The 25,605-nt window shown below is 69.5% G+C and carries 21 protein-coding genes; 14 read left to right on the top strand and 7 right to left on the bottom strand.

Annotation, left to right across the window (positions count from 1 at the left end):
- The first annotated feature begins 34 nt into the window (after positions 1 to 34).
- A complete protein-coding gene (locus tag RIC11_RS11330) occupies positions 35 to 970 on the top strand; it encodes a mechanosensitive ion channel family protein (RefSeq protein ID WP_350211290.1) in 936 nt (311 codons plus the stop codon).
- A 155-nt stretch (positions 971 to 1,125) separates the two neighbouring features.
- Here RIC11_RS11330 and folD read toward each other — a convergent pair whose 3' ends face one another.
- The gene (gene folD, locus RIC11_RS11325) at positions 1,126 to 2,001 is read right to left on the bottom strand and encodes a bifunctional methylenetetrahydrofolate dehydrogenase/methenyltetrahydrofolate cyclohydrolase FolD (protein ID WP_350211288.1); all 876 of its coding nucleotides are present in this window, start codon (positions 1,999 to 2,001) and stop codon (positions 1,126 to 1,128) included.
- Between the two features lie 42 nt (positions 2,002 to 2,043).
- Positions 2,044 to 2,562, bottom strand: a complete 519-nt coding sequence (locus RIC11_RS11320) for a phosphatidylglycerophosphatase A family protein (protein WP_350211286.1) — start codon at positions 2,560 to 2,562, stop codon at positions 2,044 to 2,046.
- 209 nt (positions 2,563 to 2,771) lie between these two features.
- Here RIC11_RS11320 and RIC11_RS11315 point away from each other — a divergent pair, with 209 nt between their 5' ends.
- The 3 genes from RIC11_RS11315 (at position 2,772) to RIC11_RS11305 (ending at position 6,919) form a co-directional block, all read left to right on the top strand.
- Positions 2,772 to 4,523, top strand: coding sequence for an NADPH-dependent assimilatory sulfite reductase hemoprotein subunit (locus tag RIC11_RS11315; protein ID WP_350211284.1), 1,752 nt, complete (start codon positions 2,772 to 2,774; stop codon positions 4,521 to 4,523).
- A 499-nt stretch (positions 4,524 to 5,022) separates the two neighbouring features.
- The gene (locus RIC11_RS11310; RefSeq protein ID WP_350211282.1) at positions 5,023 to 5,991 is read left to right on the top strand and encodes an ankyrin repeat domain-containing protein; all 969 of its coding nucleotides are present in this window, start codon (positions 5,023 to 5,025) and stop codon (positions 5,989 to 5,991) included.
- 310 nt (positions 5,992 to 6,301) lie between these two features.
- Positions 6,302 to 6,919 (top strand): superoxide dismutase family protein, encoded by a 618-nt coding sequence (locus RIC11_RS11305; protein WP_350211280.1) that lies wholly within the window; start codon positions 6,302 to 6,304, stop codon positions 6,917 to 6,919.
- Between the two features lie 148 nt (positions 6,920 to 7,067).
- Here RIC11_RS11305 and RIC11_RS11300 read toward each other — a convergent pair whose 3' ends face one another.
- On the bottom strand, positions 7,068 to 7,817 hold the full coding sequence (locus RIC11_RS11300; RefSeq protein WP_350211278.1) for a hypothetical protein: 750 nt from the start codon (positions 7,815 to 7,817) through the stop codon (positions 7,068 to 7,070).
- A 241-nt stretch (positions 7,818 to 8,058) separates the two neighbouring features.
- Here RIC11_RS11300 and lysS point away from each other — a divergent pair, with 241 nt between their 5' ends.
- From lysS to mutY, 5 genes are all read left to right on the top strand, one after another.
- Positions 8,059 to 9,732: a lysine--tRNA ligase gene (gene lysS, locus RIC11_RS11295; RefSeq protein WP_350211276.1), complete on the top strand. Its 1,674-nt coding sequence runs from the start codon at positions 8,059 to 8,061 to the stop codon at positions 9,730 to 9,732.
- A gap of 128 nt (positions 9,733 to 9,860) precedes the next feature.
- The gene (locus RIC11_RS11290) at positions 9,861 to 10,592 is read left to right on the top strand and encodes a hypothetical protein (protein WP_350211274.1); all 732 of its coding nucleotides are present in this window, start codon (positions 9,861 to 9,863) and stop codon (positions 10,590 to 10,592) included.
- Between the two features lie 115 nt (positions 10,593 to 10,707).
- A complete protein-coding gene (locus tag RIC11_RS11285; protein ID WP_350211272.1) occupies positions 10,708 to 11,127 on the top strand; it encodes a DoxX family protein in 420 nt (139 codons plus the stop codon).
- Between the two features lie 223 nt (positions 11,128 to 11,350).
- Positions 11,351 to 13,363: a hypothetical protein gene (locus RIC11_RS11280; RefSeq protein ID WP_350211270.1), complete on the top strand. Its 2,013-nt coding sequence runs from the start codon at positions 11,351 to 11,353 to the stop codon at positions 13,361 to 13,363.
- The gene (mutY, locus tag RIC11_RS11275; protein ID WP_350211268.1) at positions 13,360 to 14,469 is read left to right on the top strand and encodes an A/G-specific adenine glycosylase; all 1,110 of its coding nucleotides are present in this window, start codon (positions 13,360 to 13,362) and stop codon (positions 14,467 to 14,469) included. Before RIC11_RS11280 ends, mutY begins: the two co-directional genes overlap by 4 nt.
- 133 nt (positions 14,470 to 14,602) lie before the next feature.
- Here the strand turns inward: mutY and RIC11_RS11270 are convergent, their stop codons facing one another.
- The gene (locus tag RIC11_RS11270) at positions 14,603 to 15,628 is read right to left on the bottom strand and encodes a mechanosensitive ion channel family protein (protein WP_350211266.1); all 1,026 of its coding nucleotides are present in this window, start codon (positions 15,626 to 15,628) and stop codon (positions 14,603 to 14,605) included.
- A gap of 192 nt (positions 15,629 to 15,820) precedes the next feature.
- On the opposite strand from RIC11_RS11270, the gene RIC11_RS11265 reads away from it, so the two are divergent.
- The 5 genes from RIC11_RS11265 (at position 15,821) to RIC11_RS11245 (ending at position 22,757) form a co-directional block, all read left to right on the top strand.
- Positions 15,821 to 16,669 carry an Lnb N-terminal periplasmic domain-containing protein gene (locus RIC11_RS11265; RefSeq protein WP_350211264.1) on the top strand — a complete coding sequence of 283 codons (849 nt, stop codon included), beginning with the start codon at positions 15,821 to 15,823 and terminating at the stop codon, positions 16,667 to 16,669.
- 84 nt (positions 16,670 to 16,753) lie between these two features.
- The gene (locus RIC11_RS11260; protein ID WP_350211263.1) at positions 16,754 to 18,547 is read left to right on the top strand and encodes a fatty acid CoA ligase family protein; all 1,794 of its coding nucleotides are present in this window, start codon (positions 16,754 to 16,756) and stop codon (positions 18,545 to 18,547) included.
- A gap of 134 nt (positions 18,548 to 18,681) precedes the next feature.
- A complete protein-coding gene (locus RIC11_RS11255) occupies positions 18,682 to 19,734 on the top strand; it encodes an NAD-dependent epimerase/dehydratase family protein (RefSeq protein ID WP_350211262.1) in 1,053 nt (350 codons plus the stop codon).
- 147 nt (positions 19,735 to 19,881) lie between these two features.
- A complete protein-coding gene (gene aspS, locus RIC11_RS11250) occupies positions 19,882 to 21,681 on the top strand; it encodes an aspartate--tRNA ligase (RefSeq protein WP_350211260.1) in 1,800 nt (599 codons plus the stop codon).
- Between the two features lie 167 nt (positions 21,682 to 21,848).
- On the top strand, positions 21,849 to 22,757 hold the full coding sequence (locus tag RIC11_RS11245; RefSeq protein ID WP_350211259.1) for a DMT family transporter: 909 nt from the start codon (positions 21,849 to 21,851) through the stop codon (positions 22,755 to 22,757).
- 40 nt (positions 22,758 to 22,797) lie between these two features.
- Here RIC11_RS11245 and RIC11_RS11240 read toward each other — a convergent pair whose 3' ends face one another.
- The 3 genes from RIC11_RS11240 to RIC11_RS11230 all read right to left on the bottom strand — a co-directional run bounded on the left by RIC11_RS11240 (position 22,798) and on the right by RIC11_RS11230 (position 25,343).
- On the bottom strand, positions 22,798 to 23,343 hold the full coding sequence (locus RIC11_RS11240) for a hypothetical protein (RefSeq protein WP_350211257.1): 546 nt from the start codon (positions 23,341 to 23,343) through the stop codon (positions 22,798 to 22,800).
- Between the two features lie 38 nt (positions 23,344 to 23,381).
- Positions 23,382 to 24,611, bottom strand: a complete 1,230-nt coding sequence (locus RIC11_RS11235) for an aldo/keto reductase (RefSeq protein ID WP_350211256.1) — start codon at positions 24,609 to 24,611, stop codon at positions 23,382 to 23,384.
- A gap of 135 nt (positions 24,612 to 24,746) precedes the next feature.
- Positions 24,747 to 25,343 carry a YceI family protein gene (locus RIC11_RS11230; protein WP_350211254.1) on the bottom strand — a complete coding sequence of 199 codons (597 nt, stop codon included), beginning with the start codon at positions 25,341 to 25,343 and terminating at the stop codon, positions 24,747 to 24,749.
- Between the last annotated feature and the right edge of the window lie 262 nt (positions 25,344 to 25,605).

Genomic DNA, 25,605 nt, shown 5'->3' with positions numbered 1-25,605 from the left:
GTCGGCGGTTTCCGCGGGTTTGCGTCGGAGCGACATGGCCGAAACGAGCGACGCCGGCGGCGAGAGCGGCTTCTCCGACCTGCCCGACACGCCCGAAGAGATGCAGGCCGAGGTCTTCCGGAGCCTCGCCGATCTGTGGGAAGACTTCCTCGCCCGGTTGCCGTTTTTGGTCGGCGGCTTGGTGGTGCTCGCGGCGACCTGGCTCGTCAGCCGGATCGTCGCGTCGGTCCTGCGGCGGGTGCTCGCCAGCAACCGGATCCGGCGCAGCCTGCGCGACCTGCTAATCCAGCTCGCTTCGGTCGGCGTGTGGGTCGTCGGGATCATCGTCGCCGCGGTCGTCATCTTCCCCGGCATGACCCCGGCGAAGGTGCTTACGGGGCTTGGCATCGGCTCGGTCGCGCTGGGCTTCGCGTTCAAGGACATCGTCGAGAACTTCATCGCCGGGATCCTCATCCTGTGGCGGTTCCCGTTCGACCCGGGCGACTTCATCGCTTGCGGCGACATCGAGGGGCAGGTCGAGGACATCACCGTGCGGATGACCCTCGTGCGGCGGACCAACGGCGAGCTGGTCGCGGTGCCCAACGCGAAGCTGTTCAAAGAGCCCGTGGTGGTGCGGACCTCGCGCGACATCCGCCGCATGACCGTGCCGGCGGGGGTCGCTTACGAGGCCGACGCGGATCGCGCGCGGGGGGTGATCCGCCGAGCCGTCGAGTCGTGCCAGACGGTCTCGGGCAAGCGGCCGGTCGAGATCTTCCTCACGGGGCTCGGCTCGTCGAGCGTCGACTTCGAGGTGACCTGGTGGACCGGCGCCACGCCGCTCGACGAACGCCGGTCGCGCGACGAGGTCGTCGGCGCCGTCAAGCGGGCTCTGGACGAAGCGGGCATCGAGATCCCGTGGCCGCAGCGCGTGGTATCGTTCAAGGGGCCGCTGCACGTGGATCGGAAAGAGAGCGAGGACTCCGAGGGGTAGGGCCCGCTCAGAAAGCTCGCGCGAATATCGCGAACTAGCGCGAGTGTCCCGCCCGCGGCGTGATCAACCGCGTGCCCCGCCCCTCCGCGTCCTCCGCGATCTCCGCGGTGAGTTCTTCCAGCTAAATCCGGCGAGGGACCACATCGCAGGGCCGGCTAGTCCGCCACGCCGGCAGCGAGCTGCGCCGCGCGGTGCGTGTTGTGCAGCAGCATAGCGACCGTCATCGGCCCGACCCCGCCGGGGACCGGCGTGATCCACCCGGCGACCTCGGCGGCCGCTTCGAAGTCGACATCGCCGGCGAGGCCGCCCCCCTCGTCGTCGCTCAATCGGTTGATGCCCACGTCGATCACCGCCGCGCCGGGCTTGATCCAATCCTTGCCGATCATCCGCGGCCGGCCGACCGCCGCGATCAGGATGTCCGCCGTGCGGCAGACCCGGGGCAGGTCGGGCGTGAGGCTGTGGGCGAGTGTGACGGTCGCGTCGCGGCCCCGCTGCGCGAGCAGCATGGCCATCGGCTTGCCGACGATGTCGCTGCGGCCCACGACCACCGCCTGCTTGCCCGCGGTGGGCACGCCCGACCGGCGGAGCAGCTCGAGCACCCCGTGCGGCGTGCAGGGCAGGTAGCGCGGCTGGCCCTGGATCATCAGGCCGACGTTCTCCGGGTGGAAAGCGTCGACGTCCTTCGCCGGGTCGATCGCGCGGAGGATGTTGGCCTCGGCGATCGCGCCGGGCAGCGGCAATTGAACCAGGATGCCGTGCACGGCCGGGTCCGCGTTGAGCCGCTCGACCACCGCCAACAAGTCCGCCTCGCTGGCGGTGTCCGGCAGGCGCTCCAGGCGGCTGTCGATGCCGGCCCTCTCGCACGCGCGTTGCTTGTTGCGCACATAGACCTGGCTCGCCGGGTTCTCGCCCACCAGCACCGCGGCCAGGCACGGCGTGGGCCCGCCGGCCGCTTTGAGCTTCGCCACGCCCGCGGCCACCTCGTCGCGCACCTGGCTGGCGATCCGCTTGCCGTCGATGATCTCGGCCACAGGGCGCCTCGTGCGTTGGTACAGGGAGCGGCGGGGGAAGGTTCAGGTTCCGAAGAGTCGCCAGCAGCCGGCGTAGGCCAGCCCGGCGTACAGCGCGGCCATCGCGTCGTCGGCCATCACGCCCGCGCCGTCGGGCAGCCGCTCCAACGGCCGGCACGGCCAAGGCTTGGTGATATCAAACACCCGGTGCCAAGCGAACCCGACCACCAGCCACACCACGCTCAGGCCGGCCTCCGGCGCGAAGGCATACACCAGCGGCACGGTGGTGAACTCGTCCCACGTGATCGCCTGCGGGTCCTTGGCGTCGGCCGCCAGGCCGAGGTCGACCAGCTCGCGCGCCGCCCGATCGCACAGCGGCGCCCCGAGCACGATCAGCAGGCCGACCGCGGCCAACTGGGCCGAGTGCCACGGCAGCTGCGCGATCGCCGCCCAGATCGGCACGCCCCACAGCGCCCCGATCGTGCCCGGCGCGGGGGATCGGGCGGTCACTCCCAGGCCGGTCGCCAGCCAAGCGGCCGGCGCCGTGAGCGGGCTGATCCGTTTCTTAACTGGAGAATCCAATCGATTTTGGGCGTCGTCAGACGCTCCCTGACGGTCGCGGCTCGGAGCGGAAAACCCTACCGACTCCGGCCTCTGGCCTACAGCCTCCCCCACAACCCGTGTGGCCGGCCGTTGCCCTGGCCGATATGCTTCCGGTTAAGGATGTGACCCTCCGGCTCGGCCTATCCGCCGCAGCCCGCCAAGATAACCGATCCACCCGCCCCCCCCGAATGAGCGACTCCGCCACGAACGCCGAAGTCAACCTGACCCCCGTCGAGGGCTTCAAGGACGCCAGCCAGTACCTGCGCGGGCCCATCCCCGAAGAGCTGGTCAACGACGAGCCGAACTTCTCCGGCGAGGCGATGCAACTGCTCAAGCACCACGGCACCTACGAGCAGGACGACCGCGACCGCCGCAAAGAGGCCAAGGCCGAGAAGGTCCCCGGCGGCAAGTACTTCTCGATGATGGTGCGGACCGTGATCCCCGGCGGGCTGATGACGCCCGACCAACTGCTCGCGCAGCTCGACCTGTGCGACGAGGTCGGCGAGGGCACGCTCCGCTTCACCACGCGCCAAGCGATCCAGGTCCACGGCATCCCGAAGAAGGACCTGCGGCACTACATCCACCGCGTCAACGAGATCGGCCAGACGACGCTCGCCGCGTGTGGCGACGTGTGCCGCAACATGATGTGCTCGCCGCTGCCCAAGAAGGACGGCGTGTACGAAGCCATGCAGGAGCTCACCGGCCGCCTGAAGGTGCACTTCGCGCCGCAGACCGGCGCGTACCAGGAGCTGTGGGTCACCAACGGCGAGACCGGCGAGAAGACCCGCGTGCCGGGCATCCAGACCAGCGGCCGCTACGACGGCGACCCCGTCGAGCCGATCTACGGCAAGACCTACCTGCCGCGCAAATTCAAGATGGGCGTGGCCCTGCCGGAGGACAACAACGCGGATGTGTACACGCAGGACATCGGCTTCCTGGCGATCACCGAGGGCGAGGGGGACCAGCGCCGCGTGGTCGGCTACAACCTGATCGTCGGCGGCGGCTTCGGCCGCACGCCCAGCGCGGCCAAGACGTTCCCCGCGGTCGGCGTGCCGATGTGCTACTGCCCGGCCGGCGAGGAGGTCTCGGCCGCCGAGGCCGTGATGAAGGTCCAACGCGACTTCGGCGACCGGACCGACCGCAAGGTCGCGCGGCTGAAGTACCTGGTCGCCAACTGGGGCATCGAGAGGTTCAAAGAGAAGGTCGAAGAGTACGCGGGCCGCTCCCTCGACCCGCCCCGCGACGCGCCGATCACCGACCAGGACGACGGCATGGGCTGGGGCGAGCAAGGCGACGGCCGCTGGTACTACGGGCTGAACATCGAGAACGGCCGCGTCAAGGACGACGGCCCCTACCGGCTGAAGGCCGCGCTGCGCGAGGTGTGCCGCACGATGGCCCTGCCGATGCGCATCAACAGCCACCAGAGCCTGATCTTCTGCGACGTGGAGCCCGGCGACCGGCCGAAGCTCGAGTCGATCTTCAGATCGCACGGCGTGCCGCTCACCGAGGACTTCACCAACGTGCGCCGGTGGAGCATGGCCTGCGTGGCCCTGCCGACCTGCGGCTTGGCGATCACCGAGAGCGAGCGGATCCTGCCGAGCATCATGACCGAGATCGAGCGCGAGCTCGCCGAGCGTGGCCTTCAAGACGAGGTGTTCACCGTCCGCATGACCGGCTGCCCCAACGGCTGCGCGCGGCCGTACAACGCCGACGTGGGCCTGGTGGGCAAGGCCAAAGACAAGTACACGCTCTTCCTCGGCGGCGGGCGGCTGGGACACCGGCTGAACTGGATCTACAAGGACCTCGTGCCCTCCGGCCAGATCGCCAACGAGCTGGCCAAGGTATTCGACCATTTCAAGGCCAACCGCCAGCCCGGCGAGACCCTCGGCGACTACTGCGACCGCGTCGGCAAGGACGAATTGTTGGCCGCCTGCGGTTGAGCGCCGTTTTCGGCCCCGTTTCGATACAAACGCGGCGCGCCGTTTTTCGCCGTGTCACGCTTGGGAGTCACGAAACCGCGGCTAAACCGTGCTGCGGCAGGCGCTTGCGCAAACGTTACACCGCGCGACGTGTAAACCTTCCCGCACGCCGGATCGTCAGGTTCGCGGCCCATTTCGCCCGCTCGCAAACCCGGCAATTGTCGCCGACCGCGCCGACTCCGGGACAGAATTAGCCACCGACATCGTGACGAGCGGCCCGCAGCACACGCTGCGGCGCGCTTTGTTCGCGAAGATCCGCGTCATTCGCGGGCCCTCTCCCCGCCAGCCGCTCACCGGCCAGCCCCGCCGATGCGGCCGTCGTGCCCTTCGTGCCCGTCGTGGCTCGCTCTGCGTTAAGGGGAGACAGCCGATCGGTGGTTCGCTCCGGGGGCTGACGCCCCGCGGCTCTTCGAGAAGCGGCCCACGAATCGACGCGAATCGTGACTACAATACCGACACCATGCGTCCGACCCCGCTCCCGAACTGCGCCGCCTTCGCCCTTACGCTCGCCGTTTGCCTGGGCGGCTGTTCGAAGATCATCGGGGGCTGGCACGCCCGTGCGGGCCTCGACGCAGAAGACTTCTTCGACGACCCGCAGGTCATCGCGCTCTGCGAAGCGATCGAGGCCAACGACCTCGAAGCAATGGACCGCCTGATCGCCGAGGGCGCCGACGTGAACGCCGTCGGCAAGGCAGGCGTGACGCCGCTGTTGTGGGCGTTCCCCGAAGACAAGTTCGAGCGCTTCGAAAAGCTGCTCCAGCACGGCGCCGACCCCAACGTGCTGATGACCGACGCCGCCGCGGTCAACCGCGCGTTCCCGGAAGGGCACGCGGTGACGCACCTCGCCTTCGGATCGTCGTTCGACCGCCATTGGCGGGCCGTTTTGGAGCATGGGGGCGACCCGAACCTCACGACGCAAGGCCGACGCGCGGGTGTGCTTCCAGTGCTTCACGTTACGATTAGAGGACGAGGCGCCAACAAAATCGAGCGCGTGCGAGCATTGGCGGAGGCTGGCGCCGATCTAGACGCCAGAGGCGTCGGTGGCGTGACGCCAGCGATGCGAGCGCTTCTGTGGGGGGGGCAGTACGACCTAGCTGCAGAGCTGGTTAGACTCGGCGCTTCGCTTGATGTTAGGCAGCATATCTACCAGACAAACGTTGGACTGCGTACGTTGCCGCATTTCGTCGCCGAGGAGCTATTGAAGCCTCGACCAGCGGCGCCTGATCTCACTGAGAGCCTACAGGGTCTGGTTGATCTGCTGGAAAGAGAGGGTGTCGATATGGACGCCGCGAAGCAGGACATAGTCAGGTGGCGCGGCATCAGTGGGACACCGCTGCAGCGTAAACGGGCCTTCTTGGCTGAGGCACGTGAGATCGCAGCGAAGGAGAAGGCGACGCAGGCCGCCGAGCAACAAGACGCGGCCAACTGATCCGTCGCTACAACGATTTGACCTGCGTTCTCCCTCCGCGCTTCATCCGCGTCGATTCGCGTCATTCGCGGGCCCTCTCCCCGCCAGCCGCTCACCGGCCAGCCCCGCCGATGCGGCCGTCGTGCCCTTCGTGCCCGTCGTGGTTCGCTCTGCGTTAAGGGGAAACAGCCGCTCGGTGGATCGCTCCGGGGGCTGACGCCCCGCGGCTCTGATACGACTAGCGCACCGGTGGTTTCTGTTGGCAACGCATTTGCATCCCCTCTGGCGAGATCGACCGCCCCTAACTCGAACCCAAACGAGGGAGACCGACATGACGAAGCCTTTCCGATCCGCCCTGGCCGGCTGCGGCGTGCTGGCGATGTGCCTGGCCTTTGCTACGACTGGTTGCGAAGAGCCCGAAGCGACCGCTCAGCAACCAGCCGGCTCGCAGGCGTCGCGCCCACATGGTGGTGAATCGTCGCTTATGGCGGCCGAGGTCGACATGCCAAAGGCCGGCGTGGCGGTCCTGCATTCCAAGGCGAAGGACGGCGTCGACGGCACGATCCACTTTGAACAGACCGATCAAGGCCTCCGCATCACGGGCAAAGTCAAAGGCCTCGAGCCGGGCAAGCACGGCTTCCATATCCACGAGTACGGCGACCTGTCCGACCCCGAAGCGAAGTCGGCCGGCGGGCACTACAACCCCGACGACTCGCAGCACGGCGGCCCCGACATGGCCGACCACCACGCCGGCGACCTCGGCAACATCGAGGCGGGCCAGGACGGCGTCGCGAACGTCGACATGACCGCGCCGTGGCTCAAGCTGCACTTCGTCGTCGGCCGCGCGATGGTCGTGCACGGCGGCGAGGACGACCTGCAAAGCCAACCCTCCGGCGACGCCGGCCCGCGCGTCGCCGCCGGGGTGATCGGCGTGGCGAAGGGGAAGTGATACCGACGCGACGCTTGAAGGAATTCATGAACGGGCCGGCGCGCAGCGCCGGCCCGTTCTTGCTGGCCAGGTGTTCCCCGGCGTGCGGCCCGAGGCTAGCGCCTTCGGCTCAAAGGCCACCCCCCCGTCCCCCGTCCCCCGTCCCTCACTACTCCACCGGCTCGCTCTCGCCGCGGAGGAGCAGCTCGCCGTCGCGCACGTCGAGGCCGGTGAGGCGGAGCGAGCGGTCGCCGCCGAGGCGCAGGCGGTCGAGGTCGAGCACCAGCGCCGCGCGCCCGGGGTCGGCCGCCAGGCGGATCCAGTCGAAGCCGCCGATCGGCGTCTGGCGGAGGATGCCCGAGACCACCTCCAGCGGCAGCGACAACCGGCCGATCTTGGCCGCGGTGATGTCGAGGGCCACGTCGCCGGTGTCCGTGATCATCGGCGCGAGCCACAGCGACACGACGCCGTCGACGCGGTTCGCCTCGCTCCGCGCGGCGAGCATCACCTGCCCGTCACGCAGCACCACACGCGGCGCCAGCACGCCCGCGTCGCGGAAGCCGGGCGCCTCGCGCTCCAGGCGCAGTGCGAGCCAGGCGTTGATCTGCTGCGCGGAGACCCGGCTGCTCCACTCGCGCAGCTGCTGGGTGTCGCTGGCGAGCGTCGAGAGCTGGCTCTCGAGCTGCTTGCGGGCGGTCTCGGCCTCGGCCGGGTCGACCTCGACGACGGCCTCGTACTCGGGCACGTCGGCCGTGGCGGCCCAATAGAGCACGCCCATCGTGGAGGCCGTGACCATCACCAGCACGCCGGCCGCGGCGAGCACGATGATCGCCAGCCGGCGGAAGTTGCTAGCGGTGCGGCGGATCGACTCGGCCGTGTCGGGCGGGGCGGCGGACGGTTCGCGCTGGGGCTCGGTCATCACTTCTAAGGATAGGGCTATCTGTCGGATTGGGGAACGAAGGCGGCCGCCCTGGGGCGAGGGACGGGCGACGCGGGAAGAGGGAAGCGAGCCCACGACGCGAGCGGCGCCGGCGACCGGCGCTCTCGCCGCCGCCCCCGCCGTTGACCGCTGGTTGCCCGGGCCGCGAGAATCTCGGCCCTTCGGCCGCCCGACCGCTGGCGCGCCGCCCCGCCGCCGCCCACCCGATCCGCCCGCGCCGATGTCTGCCGAGAACGACCCGCATTCCGCCCGCCGCGCCAAGCTCGAAGCGATCCGCGCGATGGGTCGCGACCCGTGGGGCCAGCGGACCGATGGCCTCACGCCGATCGGCGACGCCCGCGCGATGGCCGACCGGGTCAAGTACCGCTGGCCCGACGGCGAGGAGGCTCCGCTCCCCGACTTCGACGCCCAGCCCGAGGGCTTCAACTTCCGCCAGTGGAAGGCCGACCAAGACAAGGCCCACACGCCGGGCGAAGAGAAGCCGCCGCGCGGCGAGGTCGTGGGGCCGGAGGTCAAGGTCGCCGGCCGGATCGTGCTGTCACGCTCGGCGGGCAAGCTGGTCTTCATGAACCTCCGCGACCAGACGGGCGACTTGCAGCTGATGGTCGGCAAGCAGCAGGTCGGCGACGACTGGCCGCTGGTCGAGGAGCTCGACCTGGGCGACCTCATCGCTTGCGAGGGGAAGCTGATCCGCACGAACACGGGCGAGCTGTCGATCGCCGCCAGCGGGCTCTCGCTGCTCGCCAAGAGCCTCGAGCCGCCGCCCGAGAAGCACCACGGACTGACCGACCCCGAGGCGCGGCAGCGGATGCGGTACGTCGACATGGCGTACAACGAAGGCGTGCTGCCACGGTTCCTCGCGCGCAGCCGGGTCGTGCGCAGCGTGCGCGACTCCCTCGCGGCGCGGGGCTACGTGGAGGTCGAGGGCCCCACGCTCCACTCCATCGCCGGCGGCGCCGCCGCGCGGCCGTTCAACACGCACCACAACGCGCTGGGCATCGACCTGTTCCTCCGCATCGCGCTGGAGTTGCACCTGAAGCGGCTGCTGGTCGGCGGGATCGAGCGCGTGTACGAGCTGGGCCGCGTGTACCGCAACGAGGGGATCTCGCCGAAGCACAACCCCGAGTTCACGATGCTCGAGGCCTATCAGGCGTACGGCGACTACCGGACCATGATGGACCTCACCGAGGGGATCATTGTCGAGGCGATTGAGAGGCTGCAGGCCGGAGGCGGGAGGCGGGAGGGCTCTGCTAGGGCGCCCTCGACGGAAGTTGGGGGAGCTTCGAGCGCCAACCACCCGCAATACGTCCTTCCTTGGGGCGACTCGACGATCAATTTCACGCCGCCCTTCACACGCAAGACCTACAACGAGCTGTTCGAGGAGCACGCGGGCGTCGACCCGACGGACTCCGGCGCGGTGGCCGACCTGGCGAAGAAGATCGGCTTCGACTTGGTCGACGAGGCCGGCGCGGAGCGGCACCCGGACGTGATCAAGAACGAGGTGTTCGAGGAGAAGGTCGAGGACGCGCTCACGGGGCCGATCTTTGTGATCGACTACCCGGCTAGCATCTGCCCGCTCACGAAGCGAAAGGCCGGCGACCCGGCGGTCGCCGAGCGGTTCGAGCTGTTCGTCGAGGGGATGGAGATCGCCAACGCGTACACCGAGCTGAACGACCCGGACCTGCAAGAAGAGCTGTTCAAGAGCCAGCTAACGGGCCTCAGCGACGAGGACTCGATGGCCAAGATGGACCACGACTTCGTCCGCGCCCTGCGGCACGGCATGCCCCCCGCGGGTGGGCTGGGCATCGGGATCGACCGCCTGGTGATGCTGCTGACCAACTCGCAAACGATCCGCGACGTGATCCTGTTCCCGCTGCTGCGGCCGGAGAAGTGAACGCCCGCGGCTCCGACTTCCGGGCGGCGAAAGCGGGCATCGGTGCTCGCGTTCGGGCGGCCGGTAGGTTACTACTTCGGTAAAGGCGGCTCTCTGTGCAAGCCATCCCACCCCCCGAGGCGCCCCGGATGAACGTGGTTCGATTGCTGATCGCTGTGTCGCTCGCGATGGCCGGCGCGTCGTCGCACGCGGCGATCGAGTTCTACACGAGCTTCGCGGCGTTCGACGCCGACGCCGGCGCGTTGTACTCGCTGGCGGGTTTCGAGGACTTCGACGACAACACGCTCTCGCCGGGCCAGGTCAGCATCTTCGGCTCGCCGCTGAGCTTGTCGGACCCGGCGGTCAGCGGCACGTTCCCGAGCGGGGCCGGCGCGCCGGTCGAGTTCGTTTCGAGCCCGACGCTGCGGGTCGCGAAAGACACCGCCCTCACGCCGAACACGGTGCTGGGCAACGCCAATTCGCCGAGCTCGTTGCGACTCGATCTCGACCCGCTGGACGGGATCAAGGCCCTGTCGTTCAACCTGCTCGCGCCGACGATCGACGTGGCCCAGAGCGTGCGGCTGGACGTGCTCGTGACGCTGCTGGGGGGCGCGACCGACAGCCGGCCGCTCTCTCCGATCGGGCCAGATGGGCTGTTCGAGTTCGGCCTCACGACCGACCCATTCGACGCGCCGATCGAGTCGGTAAGGTTGTCCGCGGCGACGCTCAACGGGACGGTCTCGAGCACCCGGCTCTTCGCGATCGACAACCTGTCCCTGTTCGCGTCGGCCCCTATCATCCCCGAACCCGCAACGGGACTCGTCGGCCTTGTCCTTACGGCGGCGGGCGGGCTGATCCTTCGCTCGCGGATTGGCGACTGAGGGAGGGCGGCTGAGGGAGGGCGGCTGAGGGAGCAGGCGCGTTCGGCGCCCGCCCGCCGAGCGGCAGCGAGCGTGAGCTAACCAAAGACCTTGGGGAGTACCAGTGGCGGACCCGTTGAATTCTAAGCCTTGGGCCGACGACCTCGGCAAGCTCATCCTCCGCCTGACGCTCGGCGGGCTGATGCTGCTGCACGGCGTCGCGAAGCTGACCGGCGGCGTCGGCGGGATCGCGGGGATGCTCGAGTCGAAGGGCCTCCCCTCGGCGCTCGCGTACGGCGTGTACGTCGGCGAGGTGCTCGCGCCGCTGTTGCTCATCGTCGGGCTGTTCACGCGCGTTTCGGCGCTCGTGCTGGCGTTCAACATGGTTGTCGCCGTGGCCCTCGCGCACCCGGGGCAGGTCCTAGAGCTCGGCGAGCACGGCGGCTGGGCGATCGAGCTGCAGGTGCTCTACCTCGCGCCGGCGGTGGCCCTGGCGCTGCTCGGGCCGGGCGCGTGGTCGGTCGACGCGGCGCGGCGGAGGCACGCGGCCGGCTGACGCAGCCACCCCCCATCCGGGCGCCCGACCCTGACGGTTCTGAGGGTCGCGACGCTGGCGCCGCTGTTGGCGGCGGCGCGGATTGACGCAATCCGGGGTGTTCTCCGGCCGCGATCCGGGCAAAATGCGCCCTCGAGCCGCGGCCGGCAGTCGCCCTCCCGCCGGTTCGCTGTCCGCCCCACGCCAAGACGGCGTGATCTCGGCCCGTAGGAACTACGCGACGATGCCCACCCCCCGCCCGTCGGCCGCCGCTTCGGCCGCCCCGCTCCGTGTCGCCGAGTGCGGCGATTGCGGCCAATTGTTCGCCCTCCAAGCCGCCACCGGCGCCGTCGCTTGCCCGGCGTGCGGCGCGGCGACGCCGGTAGCTTCGCTGGAGGTCGCCGAGTTGGGCGTGGCCGAGCCGGTCGAGATCAGCGTGCCGGCCAGCGAGCCCAGCGCCGGCAAGCGGGCCGGGCAGAGCATGCTTCGAGACAAGGCCGCCAAACCCGAGCCGCCCGCGGACCACGGCGCCGCCACCGAGCCGGCCGACGGTTCCCCATCCGCCGCCCCGACGGCCCCCACGGTCGCCGATTGGCTGCTCCGCAACGGCGAGCCAGACGCCAGCGAAGGCCGGTCGCCTCTTGAGCCGTCGCCCCTCACGAACGGCGACAAAACTCACGCCGACGCGGCGAGCGGCACGGGCCAAGCGGCCAAGCCTTCGCTCTCCGAAGCGCTGGGCTTCGACTTCGGCTCGTTCCGGCTCGGCGAGCACCGCGGCGCCGTCGCCAACGGCGCCGAGTCGGCGGAGGCCGCCAACCCCGACGCGAGCGACAAAGCGGATCGTGGGCCGCTCGCGGCCCTGCCAACCGTCGAGCTCGAGCCGTACGAGGCCCCTCCGCTCGACCTGCAGATCGGCGACTTCCGGTTCGACCCGGCCGACGACGCGTTGGACGACGACGCGCCGGACGACGACGCGCCGGACAACGACGCGCCCGAAGAAGGCGATTTCCGCCTGGAACCGGTAGGATCCGACGCCGACGCCGACGGCCTCGACGCCAACCGGCGGCGATGGGGCCGGCCGCTGGCGGTCGCCGCCGGGCTGCTGTTGCTCGCAGGCGCGGGGACCGCCGCGTACCTGTTTGCGCCGTCGTCGACGGGACCCGACGTGGCCGCCGGGTCGCGCGAGCGGCGCGCCGCGCTGCGCGAGGAAGCCGCCGCCGCCGCCGAGCCGGCGGACGACCGCGCGTTGCTGGCGATCTCGTCCGAAGATTCCGAAGATTCCGGGGCGGCCGAGGCGCCCGAGCCGCTCGACGCGTCGACGGCCGACACCCGGTCGCAACCCGCCGACCCGTTCGCCGCGGCCGGCACGCTCGCCGACACGCAGGGCCAGCCCCTTCCGCCCGACTTGCCGGCCGAACCGGGCGAGTTCGCCAGCAACGACCCCGCGCCGCAGGCCGGGAGTGACCTGCCTGCCGAACCCCCGACGATGGCCGATGCCCGGTCGACGTTGCCGAAGGGTTTGCCAACCGACCCGGCGGTGGAGCCGGTCTCGTTCGAGCCGGACAACACGCCCAAGCCGATCTCGCAGCAGAGCGTGTACCAGACGCCGCTCGGCCCCGACGGCTTGCCGCCGTGGGGCGAGCCCGCCGCGGCGCGGATCGGGTTGGTCGGCGCGCCCAGCCACTCGGTGGCGGAACTGACCGAAGCGGTCGACCGTGCGAGGCCCGCCGGCGACGCGTTCGCCGCCGGCTCGCTCGCCGACAAACAGCAGCTGCCCGATATGGGCCGCGCCTACGCGGAGCTGTCGCAGTTGGCCCAGGTGCTCACGCTGCTCGACCCGGGCGCCGAAGGGGGCTCGCTCACCGCGGAGCTCGAAGCCACCGACGTGTTCCGCCGCCTGTGGCGCACCGAGAGCGGGCGCCGGCAGTCGCAGCAGGTCGCCGGCCCGTGGCTCGCTTGGACCGGCCGCCCGAACGGCGGCGTGCTCTTCGCGGGGACGGTCGTCGACATCAACCGGGTCGGCGAGCTGGTTCAATACGACCTGCAACTCGACGGGGAGGTCGTGCCCGTCGTGATGGCCGAGGAGCTCGACCTCCACCGGTTCATCGTGGCCGGCGCGGCCACCACGCGCGAGGTGGGCGTCATCGGCGTGGTGATCGAAGAGCCGCGCCAGTGGCTGGCCGGCTACGACGGCCCCGAGCGGCGGGTCGTTTGGGCGCGCAAGACCATCCCCCTCGCGCCGGCCGACGCGCCGTGACCCGCGTCGCGTCGGGCGAACCGCCGGCCCCCCTGCCGGCCCCCCTGCCGGCCGACTACAAGTCGCGGCTGCGCCGGCGGCTGCTCGCCTGGTACGGCCGCTCGGCCCGCGACCTGCCGTGGCGGCGCACGCGCGACCCGTACCGCGTGTGGGTCAGCGAGGTGATGCTGCAGCAGACCCAGGTCGACACGGTGCGGCCGTACTTCGAGCGCTTCGTCGAGGCGTTCCCCACGGTCGCCGACTTGGCCGCGGCCGACGAAGAGCACGTGCTCCGCTTGTGGGAGGGCCTGGGCTACTACCGCCGCGCCAGGTCGCTCCACGCGGCGGCGAAGCAAGTCGTGGCCGAGCACGGCGGCCGCATGCCGCGCGAGGTGGCGGGCCTGATGACTCTGCCCGGGATCGGCCGCTACACGGCCGGCGCGGTCGTGTCGATCGCTTACGACCGCCCCGCTCCGATCCTCGAGGCGAACACCATCCGCCTGCTCACGCGGCTCGTCGCGTACGACGGCGAGCCCACCAGCGCGGCCGGCCAACGCCGCCTGTGGGCGCTGGCCGAGGAGCTGCTGCCGCACAAGGGCGCCGCGCGGTTCAATCAGGCGCTGATGGAGCTTGGGGCGCTGGTGTGCAAGCCGGCCGAGCCGCTGTGCGGCGAGTGCCCGCTGGAGCCGTTGTGCCGCGCGCGGGCAGAGGGCTCGATCGGGCGGCTCGGCGCGACGACCAAGAAGCTCCGCTTCACCGACACGCGCGAGGCGGCCGTTGTCGTGCGGCGGGGGCCGAGCGTGCTCGTGCGCCGGTGCGGCGAGGGGGAGCGGTGGGCCGGGCTGTGGGACTTCCCGCGTTTCGCAATCGACGCCGAGGGCCCGCTCTTCGCCGCCAAGGAACTGGCCGGCAAGGTGCTCCAGCAGACCGGCGTGCGTTGCGAGCCGGGCGCCCTGATCACGACGCTCAAGCACGGCGTGACCCGGTTCAGGATCACGCTCGACTGCTACGAGGCGGCCGCCGCCGGAGGCCGCGTGCGCAAGCCGGCCCGCTGGGTCCGGCCGAGCGAGCTGGCCGACCTGCCGCTGAGCGTGACGGGCCGCAAGCTCTCAAAGCTGATTCTGTGAACCACGACGGGCACAAAGAGCACGACGGCCCGTCCGGAGTCGCCGGGTCTTCTCGCGCAAGGCAGAGAAAGAGGAACAAGGCATTCGCACGAACGATTCGTCGTGCTCTTCGTGCCCGTCGTGGTTCATCCCCTCACGCGGCGTTCTTTCGCTCGTTGGCGAGCAGCGCCCCGTCGAGGTGCACGTCCATCTGCGGGAAGGGGATGCCGATGTGGTTGGCGTCGAGGCTCTGCTTCACCGCGCGGATCAGCGACTGCTTGACGGCGAGGAACTCGCTGGTGGGCGCCCACACGGACACGCGCCAGTCGACGCTCGACGCGCCCAGGCCGTTGAGGACCACGGCCGGCTCGGGGTCAGCCAGCTTGCCCTCGGCCGCCTCGATCGCTTGCTCCAGCGCGCGGCGGGTGGCGTCGATGTCGGCCGAGTAGGAGGAGCCGACCTCGACGTCGACGCGGCGCCGCGGGTGGAACGTGACGTTCTCGATCGTGGCGCCGAACACGTCGCCGTTGGGGACGACGAAGCGGCGGTTGTCGAACGTGTCGATCGTCGTGGTGAACAGCTCGATCTCGTCGACGATGCCGAGGTTGCCGCCGATGTTGACGACGTCGCCCACCTTGAAGGGCCGGAACATCAGCAGCATCGCGCCGGCAGCGAAGTTCGACAGCGTGCCCTGGAACGCGAGGCCCACGGCGAAGCCGGCGGCGCCGATCACCGCAGCGAAGCTCGTGGTCTCCACGCCGAAGTAGCTCAGGCACGTGAGCCCGGCCAGCAGCAGCACACCCCAGCGGGCCAGCTTCGAGAGGAACTTGGCGAGCGTCGCGTCGAACCGCATCCGCGTGAGGCTCGCCCGCGCCGCCGCGCCGACCCACCCGGCGAGGGTCATCGCCAGGAACAGGATCACCAGCACCAGAGCGACCCGCATGCCGCCCTGGATAGCGAGGAAGGTCCAATCCTCTTGTGTGAGCACGCGGAACTGGCCGCTCGTCATCAGGTTGAGGAGCGCTTCGAACCGCTCGCCGGCGGTCGGCACGGCCGTGTCGCCGGCTCGGGCCATCGCCGCGACGCGCGTTTCGACCTCGGCCGGTGCGTAACCGGCCTGGAGCAGCGTCTGCCGGATCGAGTCTAGCGTGCTCACGGTTGGGGCGGGGCTTTCGGCCATCGGCTTGGCTCCAGCGATAGGGTCGCGCGTACGGGGTGAGCTGTTAGCAAAAGGGCCCGCGAGCGGCAACAGCGGGTGCGCGGGGGCACGTCGCTAGCGCCGGGTCATCGACGCGGCGCCCACACGGGGCCGCGGGGCCGCGGGGCGGGCGATCTTGCCCCGCTTCGGCTCGCCCCCTATCTTCCGCGGCCCATGGACGTTCGGCACGCCTTGATCGCGTTGTCGTGTTGCGGCGCCGCTCTGGGCTGCCGCACGGTGGAGGAGCGCGCGGTCGCTTCGAACCACCGCGACTGGGCGCCCGACCAGGCCGTGCTGCCGCGTGCGAAATTCAACTGCGACCGGGTCCGCGTCGAGAACGTGCGCTACTGCAAGCACCTCGGGCCCGGCGAGTATGTCGTCGACTACGACGACCGCTCCTACGAGCTTTCCCGCGTACGCGGCGTCGACTTCATCACGATGCCGTTCGGCCCCGTGCCGGCCCTGGCGCACACGATGGTGAGCTTCGAGTTCGCGCCGCGTCCGCCGCTGACCGAGCCGGAGCACCTGGCCGTGAGCGTCGAGGTCCGCAAGGAGAAGGGCGAGGAGACCTTCAACCCGGCGCTGGGCCTCGCGCAGCAGTACGAGATCATGTACGTGGTGGCCGACGAGCGCGACGTGCTCTACCGCCAGGCGGTCGCTTACGACAGCCCGGTCTACCTGTACCGAACGACCGCCACGCCGGAGGCCGCGCGCGAGCTGCTCGTGAGCATGCTCCAGCGCGCGAACGAGCTCGCCGACGAGCCGGAGTTCTACCACCTGCTCACCAACAACTGCACGACGAACATCTACGAGCACGTCAACCTCATCCGCCCCAACCGCCTGCTGTTCGATGCGGGCGTGCTGCTCCCCGGGCTGTCGGCCGAGAAGGCGTACAAGGAGGGGCTGCTGGTGGCGAACGGCGAGTCCTTCCAGCAGCTCCAGGCGCGGTCGTTGATCAACACCAAGGCGCGGCTCGCCGCGAACGATCCGGGGCTCGACTTCAGCGAAGCGATCCGGCGGTAGTGAGTAGGCAGAGGGCAGAGGGCAGAGGGCAGTAGGCAGCCTCGGGTGGTCGGCGGGGAGCGGGTAGGCGACAATCGCCCGGCTATGGCGGAAGCTAGCCCCGAGAGAGTGAACGTCGCCGACCGGCTGGCCGCCGCTGCGGCCGCGCGGCCCGACGCGGTTGCGCTGGCCGCGGCCGACGGGCGGGGCGGGTTCCGCACGGCGACGCTCGGCGACCTCGAAGCCGACGCCGACCGCCTCGCCCGCGGCTTGATGGCGATCGGCGTTGGCCCCGGCAAGCGGATCGCCCTGTTGGTGCGGCCCGGCATCGAGTTCGTCGCGCTCGTGTTCGCGTTGCTGCGGACCGGCGCGACGATGGTGCTGGTCGACGCGGGCCTCGGCCGCAAGAACATCGTGCGTTGCCTGGAGGCGACCGAGCCGGACGGCTTCGTCGCGATCCCGCTCGGCCACGCGCTGCGAGTTTTGAAGCGCTCACGGTTCCCCAAAGCGAAGCTGAACGTGACTGTGGGTCGGCGTTGGTTCTGGGGCGGGCAGACGCTTACCTCCCTCAGAAGGCTCGCCGGCCAACAACCAACCACGGGCCACTGGCCACGGACCACCGCCAGCGACAGCGCCGCGGTCGTGTTCACCTCCGGCAGCACCGGCCCGCCCAAGGGCGTGCTCTACACGCACGGCACGTTCGAGGCGCAGTGCGGCATGATCCAAGCCGAGTACGATATCCGCCCTGGCGACACTGACCTGGCCTGCTTCCCCCTGTTCGGGCTCTTCAATATCGCCTGCGGGGTGACAACGATTCTGCCGGAGATGGACTTCTCGCGCCCCGCGTCGTGCGACCCCAAGAAGCTCCTCGCCGCGGCGAACCAGTGGAAAGTCACCCAGGCGTTCGCTTCGCCGGCCGTGTGGGACCGCGTAAGCCGCCACTGCGAAGAGACCGGCGAGTCGATCCCCACGCTCAAGAAGCTCCTCTCCTGCGGCGCGCCGGTCCCCGCCAAGGTCATCCGCCGCACGCTCGCGTGCGTTCACCCCGAAGCCACGATGCACACGCCGTACGGAGCGACCGAGGCGCTGCCCGTCGCGACGATCGAGGCGCAGGAGATCCTGAACGAAACCGCCGAGAAAACGGACAACGGCGCCGGGGTCTGTGTCGGTCGCCGATTTGGGAGCCGGCAGCAGGCAGAAGGCAGCCAGCAGATAGACCGCGAGCCCACGACGTCAGTCGTGGGTGGAACCACGTTCGCGTGGCGGGTCATCCGGATCACCGACGACCCGATCCCCACGATCGACGAGACCGAAGAGCTCCCCACCGGCGAGATCGGCGAGCTGATTGTCAAAGGCCCGCAAGTCAGCAAGGAGTACTTAAACACCGAGCCGCGCCCGTCAGGAAGCGACCAAACCGGCCCGACGCACAACGAGCTGGCGAAGATCACTGATGGCACGGACCCCGGAAACCCTGCTGTGTGGCACCGCATGGGGGATGTTGGCTACTTCGACGAGCAAGAACGGTTTTGGTACTGCGGGCGGAAGTCGCAGCGGGTGGTGACTAGTCAGGGAACCCTGTTCACAGAGTGCATAGAAACACAGTTCGCACCTCCGTTCAGCCGAGCGGCACTTGTCGGAGTGCAATGTGAATCTGGGATTGAACCAGTGATCATCATCGAACATCCAAAGGTAATTTCGAACCCACCATTTCAGCCTGAGAAGTATTTTGCTCTGCGAGAAGCCAATCGCAGGAACCGAACTGGTGATGGCTGCCTAGCGATCCAAAAGCACCTGGTGAAGCACCAGTTCCCCACCGACATCCGCCACAACTCCAAGATCCGCCGCGAAGAGCTAGCCGTATGGGCCGAGAAGCAACTGCGGAAGAGGAAAGAACACTAATCGTCGCTGATCGACGCTAATTGGATTAGCGACGATTAGCGGCCATTAGTGTTCTCTCGTTGTTCCACCCACGACTAACGTCGTGGGCTCGCGGCGCTTTTCATTCCGCACTCCGCAATCCGAATTCCGCAATCGTGAAGTCCCTCGTCACCGGCGCTGGCGGCTTTCTTGGCCGCTATCTCTGCGAGCAATTGATTGCTCGCGGCGACTCGGTGCGCGGGCTGGCGCGCGGGGATTACCCAGAGCTGGCCGCGCTTGGCGTCGAGATGCGCCGCGGCGACCTGGCCGACCGCGCGACGGTGCTCGCCGCTTGCGAGGGGGTCGACTGCGTGTTCCACGTGGGTGGCAAGGTCGGCGTGTGGGGCAAGTGGATGGACTACTTCCAGGCGAACGTGCACGGCACGCTCAACGTGCTCGCCGCTTGTCAGGAGCAGGGCGTCACGCGGCTCGTGTTCACGTCGAGCCCGAGCGTCACGTTCGACGCGGCCCGCTGGGACTGCGACCAACGCGGCGTCGACAACACCTCCCCCTACCCCACCCGCTGGCTCGCCCACTACCCCCACTCCAAGGCGCTCGCCGAGAACTTCGTGCTCACGCAGGACGGCGCCGACGTCGAGCCCAGCGGCATGCTCCGCACGACCTCGCTGCGCCCGCACCTGGTCTGGGGCCCGCGCGACCACCACCTCACGCGCCGCCTGGTCGAGCGCGCCCGAAGCGGCCAGCTCCGCCGCGTGGGCGCTGGGCAGAACCGGGTCGACATGGTCTACGTGGAGAACGCGGCCGCCGCGCACCTGCTGGCGGCCGACGAGTTGGCCAAGCCCGACCCCAAGAACGCGGGCAAGGCGTACTTCATCAGCCAGGGCGAGCCGGTCGCGTGCTGGGAGTGGATCGACCAGATCCTCGCGCTGGTGGGCCTGCCGCCGGTCGAAAAATCGGTCTCCGCGCGAACCGCTTACTACGCGGGGGCTCTCTTGGAGTTCAGGCACTGGCTGCTGCGCGACTTCGCGGCCGAGCCGAAGATGACCCGCTTCGTGGCCCGGTCGCTAGCGACCGACCACTGGTTCGACGCCGAGGCCGCCGCCCGAGACTTCGGCTACCGCCCGCAGATCTCGACCGAAGAGGGCATGCGTCGGCTGGGCGAGTGGCTGCGGGCGAATGCGGAAGGGGGAATGCGGAATGCGGAATAGGCCGCGGGCTTACCTGTTCGCCGCCGCGGGCCGCAAATACAATCGCCGCTTCGCGTTACGCAACTCCCCGCGACTGACGCCGCGGGGCTCCGGTTCCTAACGGTGCGCGTCGTTCCGCAATCCGAAATCCGAATTCCGCAATCCCAAATGCTCCGCACCCACACCTGTGGCGCCCTCCGCAAGTCCGACGCCGGCTCTCAAGCGACCCTCTGCGGCTGGGTCGATAGCTACCGCGACCACGGGGGCGGGCTGTTCGTCGACTTGCGCGACCGGTACGGCATCACGCAGGTGGTCTTCAACCCGCCCGACACGCCCGCGGCGATCATTGAGAAGTCGAAGGAGCTGCGTGCGGAGTACGTGATCCAGGTGACGGGCAACGTCGAGCCGCGCCCCGAGGGGATGGCCAACCCGCGGCACGCGTCGGGCGAGATCGAGCTGCGGGTGACCGAGCTGAAGCTGCTTAACAAGGCGAAGACCCCGCCGGTGTCGCCGAGCGAGTCGGTCACCGAGCTGCCGGGCGAGGACCTGCGGCTGAAGCACCGGTACCTCGACCTGCGGCGCCCGGCCATGCAACGCGCGATGCTGCTGCGCGACAAGATCACCAAGGGCATGCGCGACTACTTCGCCGAGCTGGGCTTCGTCGACATCGAGACCCCCATCCTCGGCCGCTCGACGCCCGAGGGCGCGCGGGACTACTTGGTCCCCTCGCGCGTGCACCAGGGGAGCTTCTACGCGTTGCCGCAATCGCCGCAGCTCTACAAGCAGATCCTGATGATCGCGGGCTACGACCGCTACGTGCAGGTCGCGCGTTGCTTCCGCGACGAGGACCTCCGCGCGGACCGGCAGCCGGAGTTCACCCAGCTCGACCTCGAGATGGCGTTCATCGACGACGACGACATCATGAGCGTGATCGACGGCCTCGTGGCGAAACTCGCCAAGGACCTGCTCGATTTGGAGGTGAAGCTGCCGCTGCCCCGCATGACCTACGACGAGGCCATGACACGGTTTGGCCACGATGCGCCCGACCTGCGGTTCGCCCTGGAGATCGTCGACCTCACCGACCTCGCGCCCAAGAGCGACTTCGGCGTGTTCAAGTCGGTCGTCGAGTCGGGCGGCCACGTGCGGGCGCTCTGCGTGCCGGGTGGGAGCGAGCACTACAGCCGCCGCGGGATCGACGCGCTCACCGAGTACGTGAAAGGCCTCGGCGCGAAGGGGCTCGCCTGGTTCCGCGTCGAGGAGGAAGCGGGCAAGCCGACGCTCAACTCGAACATCGCGAAGTTCTTCTCGCCCGAGCTCCGCGCCGCAATGGCCGAGCGGCTCGACGCGAATGTCGGCGACCTGGTGCTCTTCTCCGCGGCCGACTGGCTGGCCACCTGCAAGGTGCTGCACGGGCTGCGTACGAAGATCGGCGAGGAGATGAAGCTCTACGACGAGCGGGAGATGAACTTCTCGTGGGTCGTCGAGTTCCCGATGTTCGAACGCACCGAGGACGCCGACAACCCGCAAGCCACCGGCAAGTGGTCGGCCATGCACCACCCGTTCACCGCTCCGCTCGACGAGCACGTGGAGCACCTCAAGACCGACCCGCAGAAGTGCCGCGCGAAGGCCTACGACCTGGTGATCAACGGCTCGGAGGCCGGCGGCGGCACGATCCGGATCCACGACCCGGAGGTCCAGTCGCAGGTGTTCACGCTGCTGGGCATCGACAAGGAGACCGCCGCGGACCGCTTCGGCTTTTTGCTAGAGGCCCTCGCCTACGGCGCGCCGCCGCACGGCGGCATCGCGCTGGGCCTGGACCGCTTCGTGATGCTCTTCGGCGGCTACGACAACATCCGCGACGTGATCGCGTTCCCGAAGACGCAAAAAGCGACCGACCTGATGACCGAGGCCCCCGGCGCGGTCGACGCGAAGCAGCTCAAGGAGCTGGCGGTGAAGGTGGATGTGTAGGAGGGAGGCGCTAGTTGGGCGGCGCTAGGCGCTAGTTGCCGATGGCCACTCGGGTCGCGAAGCGAGCGGCGGCTCGCACGGTTTGCCTCGGGGGCTTCGCCCCACGACAATCGCTCGGAAAGGTCAGCCGGCTCGAGCGGCGCCGGACTTCGCCGACGGGAGACCACGTGAGACGCGCGGGCACGGCACTGATCGCCTTAGCGGCTCTCGGCTGGGGGGTGTCGGGCGGGATCGGCGGGGTCTTGATGGCCGACGGCTGGGACCCGTTTGTGGTCTCCTTCTACCGCGGCGCGATCGGCTTGCTGATCGTTCTTGCGTGGTTGGCGGTCCGTCCACGCGGCAGCGGCCTGGCGAGTCGCGCGATGTGGTTCTGGTCGGCGGTCGCCGGGCTCGGCGTGGCGGGCAATTTCGCGTTCTACTTCGTGAGCATCGCCCAGGGGAGCGTCGCGGTAGCGGCCGCTCTGATGTACTGCGCGCCGGTGTTCGTTTACCTGATCTCCTTCACGCTGCGGCTCGAAGAGCCGACCGGGCTGAAGTGGGCCGCGATGGCGACCGTCATGCTCGGCGTGGTGCTGCTGACGCGGATTGGCGAGCTCGGGCCCGGCGGCGTCACGCCGATCGGCGTTGGCGCCGGGCTCCTCGCGGGGCTCTCCTACGCGGTCTTCATCTTCGGCTTCAAGTACGCGGCGCCGCACGGCAGCCCGCAGGCGATCCTGGCGGTCGCGTTCGCGGTGCTCCTCGCGGTTCTTGCCTGGCCCGCCGACGCGGGGCAACTCGTCGCGGCCCCGGGCGCGCCCCGCTGGCCGCTGTTCGTGGTGCTCGGGGTGTTCGGCGCCGGGTTGTCGTTCATGCTGTACATCGTCGGCCTCGGGCACACGACGCCGGCCGTGGCCTCGGTGGCGGCCATGATCGAGCCGGTCACCGCGTCGGTCTTCGGCTTCGTGGTCTTGGACGAGAGGCTGGTCGGTTCCCAGCTCCTCGGCATGGCGCTGATCCTGGTCACCGTGACCGCGCTCAGCGTGCACGCCAGCGCGTTGCGGGCGGCGCCCGGATCGAGCGGCGAAGACGCTACCTAGAGCTCCGCGCGGCGATGCGGTTTGGCTTCGCCTGATTGCCCTACGATTCCGGATTAGTGAACCGGAACGCGACCCGCCGTCCCCACGCGTGGTCGACCTCGGCTTCGGTGTATTCCCCCGACGTGTAGCCGTTGATCACCCGGCGCCAGAACGCGATGGCCCGGGCGTGGGTGGGCCAGGTGACGACTTCCCACTTGCCGGGGCGCCCGTTGAAGCCCTCGATGGCGGCCTGCTCGGCGACCCCTTTGCCGCGGAACGGGTGCAGCACGAAGAACTCGTGCACGACGAAGTCGGCGTCGATCGCGCCTGACAGAGCGGGGCGGGCCGCGACTAGGTTGAAGCCGGCCGGGCGGCCGTCGGCCAGGATGAGGTAGGGGAAAAGCGACTCGGGCGCGCCCCACCAACCGGCGATCGCCTCGTCGGTATGCCGCTTCCAGCTGGCGACGCCGTCGTCGGGATTGAAGAGGCCGTGACGATTCGGGACGAAGCCCGCATCGAACTGCGACACGTCGTGCTGGTAGAGCGGCCACAGGTTCTTGATGACGCGCGCGTCGTCCCGATCGGCGAGCTTGAGGACGACGTTCACTCGTGCAGTCCCGTGGCCGCCAAAGGGTTTTGCGAACATCACTCCTGGCTCAGCCGCTGGACCTCCTCGCCGCCGAGCAGCGCGTCGGCCTCGCGGAGCCACGCGGGGATTTGCTCGGCGAAGGGGGACTTCTTGTACGCCTTTTGCAGGCGGTCGCTGCTGTAGCTGTCGAGCGACGCGGCGCCGAGTCCGCTGAACCAGTGGCCGCCGTTGCCGAGCAGGTTGTAGCGCATCTTGCCGTACTCGACCATGTCGTACGCGAGCGCGAGGTTCCGCAGCCAGAGGACCACGTGCGTGTTGATGTAGCCCGCGTTGTCGCCGTCGTCCCACTGCGGCAGGCCCTCGCGGAAACGCTCGGCCACATCGGGCCCGACCGCGTCGGCCATCGCTTGGCTCAGTCGCTCGAGGACCGGCGGGAGGAGCTCGTCGGCTCGCTCCAGCAGAGGTAGGGAGGACATCTGCAAGTCGAAGTCGCTCGGCCGGGCCGCGCCGAGGCTCAGCGTGTGGACCTCCGGCCGCCGCAGGCAGAACAGGCAGTTGAAGACCAGCGGGTGGAGCGGCTCGCACAGCCGCACGAGCTTCTCCGGCGGCTCGTACAGCATGCCCCCCTTGTTGCTGGGGGAGATGATGAACACGCCCATGTCGCGCTCGGTCGCGGCCAGAACGGCGGGCCAGTTCCACTGGTTGATGTAGTACCAATGGAGGTTCACGTAGTCGAAGCCGCCGGCCAGCTCGGTGGAGACCGCGTCGACGATCAGGTCGGTCGAGCCGTGGGTCGAGAACCCCACATGGCCGACGCGGCCCTCCTTCTGCAGCTTGCGGGCCTCTTCCAGGCACCCGCCGGGGCGGACCGCGTGCCACAGCAGCTCGTGCGTGTTGATGCCGTGCAGGCCGAGCAGGTCGACACGCGGCAGGCGCAGGCGCTGGAGCGAGTCGAGCGTCTGGCGGCGGAACTCCTTGGGGTCGGCGTGTGGGGCGATCTTGGTCTGGATGATCAGCCCGTCGGGCCCGCCCCCTTCGGGCCGCTGGTCGCGCAGCTCGGGGAGCACGAGGCCGAGCTGGCGCTCGCTGGTGCCGTAGCCGCGCGCCGTCTCGACGTGCGTGACGCCGAGTTCCAGCGCGCGATGGATCGTCGCGCGGAGGTTCTTCTGGTTCTCGTCCTCGACGACGTCCAGCGGCGCGTCGTCCCACGACTGCTGGTAGCGCATGCCGCCGCAGCTGAACACGGGCATCTCGAGTTCGGTGCGTCCGAAGCGGCGGTAGAGCATTGGTGAGGGACGAGGGGTTAGGGACGGGGGACGAGGGGAGGAGAAGCGGGAAGAGGGAAGCGGGGACGCGAGCCCATGACGTCAGTCGTGGGTGGGAACCACCACCTCGGCGGGATTCGTCGTGGGTGGAAATCGCTACGGCTGGGGCGGGACGCACTCGAAGCTGACGGTCACGCCGACGCTGTCGCCGATCGCGGGGATGCCGCCGCTCATGCCGAAGTCGCTCCGCTTCAGGGTGGTTTGGCAGTGGAAGCCGACCCGCGGGCCGCCGCTCGGGCCGCTGCTCTCGCCGAGCAGCCGCACCGGGAGGGTGACCTCCTTGGTCACACCGTGCAGGGTGAGCTTGCCGGTCACGTTGTAGAGCGGCTTGCCGTCGGGGCCGGTTGTCGGCTCGACGCTCGTCGACTCGAACGCGATCTGGGGGAACTTCTCGGCGTCGAAGAAGTCGGCGGCTTGCAGGTGCTCGTCGCGCTTGGCGTTCATCGTGTCGATGCTCGCCACCGGGATCGTCAGGCGGAAGCGGGCCGCCGATGGGTCGGCCGAGTCGAAGTCGACCTGGCCGGAGCACTCGCGGAACATGCCGTACGTGTAGCTCAGCCCCATGTGGCTGATGCTGAACACGACCGACGTGTGCGACGGGTCGACCTGGTAGCTGGCCGCCTGGGCCGCGCCGGCCACGAGGGCGAGCAGGAGCGTCGGGGGCACGAAGCGTCGCGAGCTAGAAGCGGTCATGGCCAACTCCTGGCGGCGGGAGAGGGGGTGGGGCAACGCCCGATTGTGCCTGTCGTGCCGCCGCGAGCAAGTGAGCGAGGCGGGCTCGCGGCGGGTGAGCGAGAACCGCCAAGCCGCCAAGAGCGCCAAGGCAATTGCCTGAGCCGAGGGCGCTAGCCCCGGGCGAACGAAGCGTGGCTGACCGTGCTCCGATTCGCCCGATGCTAGCGCGTGCGGCTCAAATCACCTCTTGGCGACCTTGGCGCTCTTGGCGGCTTGGCGG

The organism is Botrimarina sp. (genome assembly GCF_040219535.1).
Taxonomy (GTDB): domain Bacteria; phylum Planctomycetota; class Planctomycetia; order Pirellulales; family Lacipirellulaceae; genus Botrimarina.
The sequence above is the reverse complement of the archived record's forward strand: the minus strand, read 5'-3'. Positions and strand labels throughout refer to the sequence as shown.

What these genes read in the sequence shown, in the direction of transcription:
- RIC11_RS11330 (WP_350211290.1), top strand. Translation starts at nt 35, where the DNA reads ATGGCCGAAACGAGCGACGCCGGCGGCGAGAGCGGCTTCTCCGACCTG.
- RIC11_RS11315 (WP_350211284.1), top strand. Translation starts at nt 2,772, where the DNA reads ATGAGCGACTCCGCCACGAACGCCGAAGTCAACCTGACCCCCGTCGAG.
- RIC11_RS11310 (WP_350211282.1), top strand. Translation starts at nt 5,023, where the DNA reads ATGCGTCCGACCCCGCTCCCGAACTGCGCCGCCTTCGCCCTTACGCTC.
- RIC11_RS11305 (WP_350211280.1), top strand. Translation starts at nt 6,302, where the DNA reads ATGACGAAGCCTTTCCGATCCGCCCTGGCCGGCTGCGGCGTGCTGGCG.
- RIC11_RS11300 (WP_350211278.1), bottom strand. Translation starts at nt 7,817, where the DNA reads ATGACCGAGCCCCAGCGCGAACCGTCCGCCGCCCCGCCCGACACGGCC.
- lysS (WP_350211276.1), top strand. Translation starts at nt 8,059, where the DNA reads ATGTCTGCCGAGAACGACCCGCATTCCGCCCGCCGCGCCAAGCTCGAA.
- RIC11_RS11290 (WP_350211274.1), top strand. Translation starts at nt 9,861, where the DNA reads ATGAACGTGGTTCGATTGCTGATCGCTGTGTCGCTCGCGATGGCCGGC.
- RIC11_RS11280 (WP_350211270.1), top strand. Translation starts at nt 11,351, where the DNA reads ATGCCCACCCCCCGCCCGTCGGCCGCCGCTTCGGCCGCCCCGCTCCGT.
- RIC11_RS11270 (WP_350211266.1), bottom strand. Translation starts at nt 15,628, where the DNA reads ATGGCCGAAAGCCCCGCCCCAACCGTGAGCACGCTAGACTCGATCCGG.
- RIC11_RS11265 (WP_350211264.1), top strand. Translation starts at nt 15,821, where the DNA reads ATGGACGTTCGGCACGCCTTGATCGCGTTGTCGTGTTGCGGCGCCGCT.
- RIC11_RS11260 (WP_350211263.1), top strand. Translation starts at nt 16,754, where the DNA reads ATGGCGGAAGCTAGCCCCGAGAGAGTGAACGTCGCCGACCGGCTGGCC.
- aspS (WP_350211260.1), top strand. Translation starts at nt 19,882, where the DNA reads ATGCTCCGCACCCACACCTGTGGCGCCCTCCGCAAGTCCGACGCCGGC.
- RIC11_RS11235 (WP_350211256.1), bottom strand. Translation starts at nt 24,611, where the DNA reads ATGCTCTACCGCCGCTTCGGACGCACCGAACTCGAGATGCCCGTGTTC.
- RIC11_RS11230 (WP_350211254.1), bottom strand. Translation starts at nt 25,343, where the DNA reads ATGACCGCTTCTAGCTCGCGACGCTTCGTGCCCCCGACGCTCCTGCTC.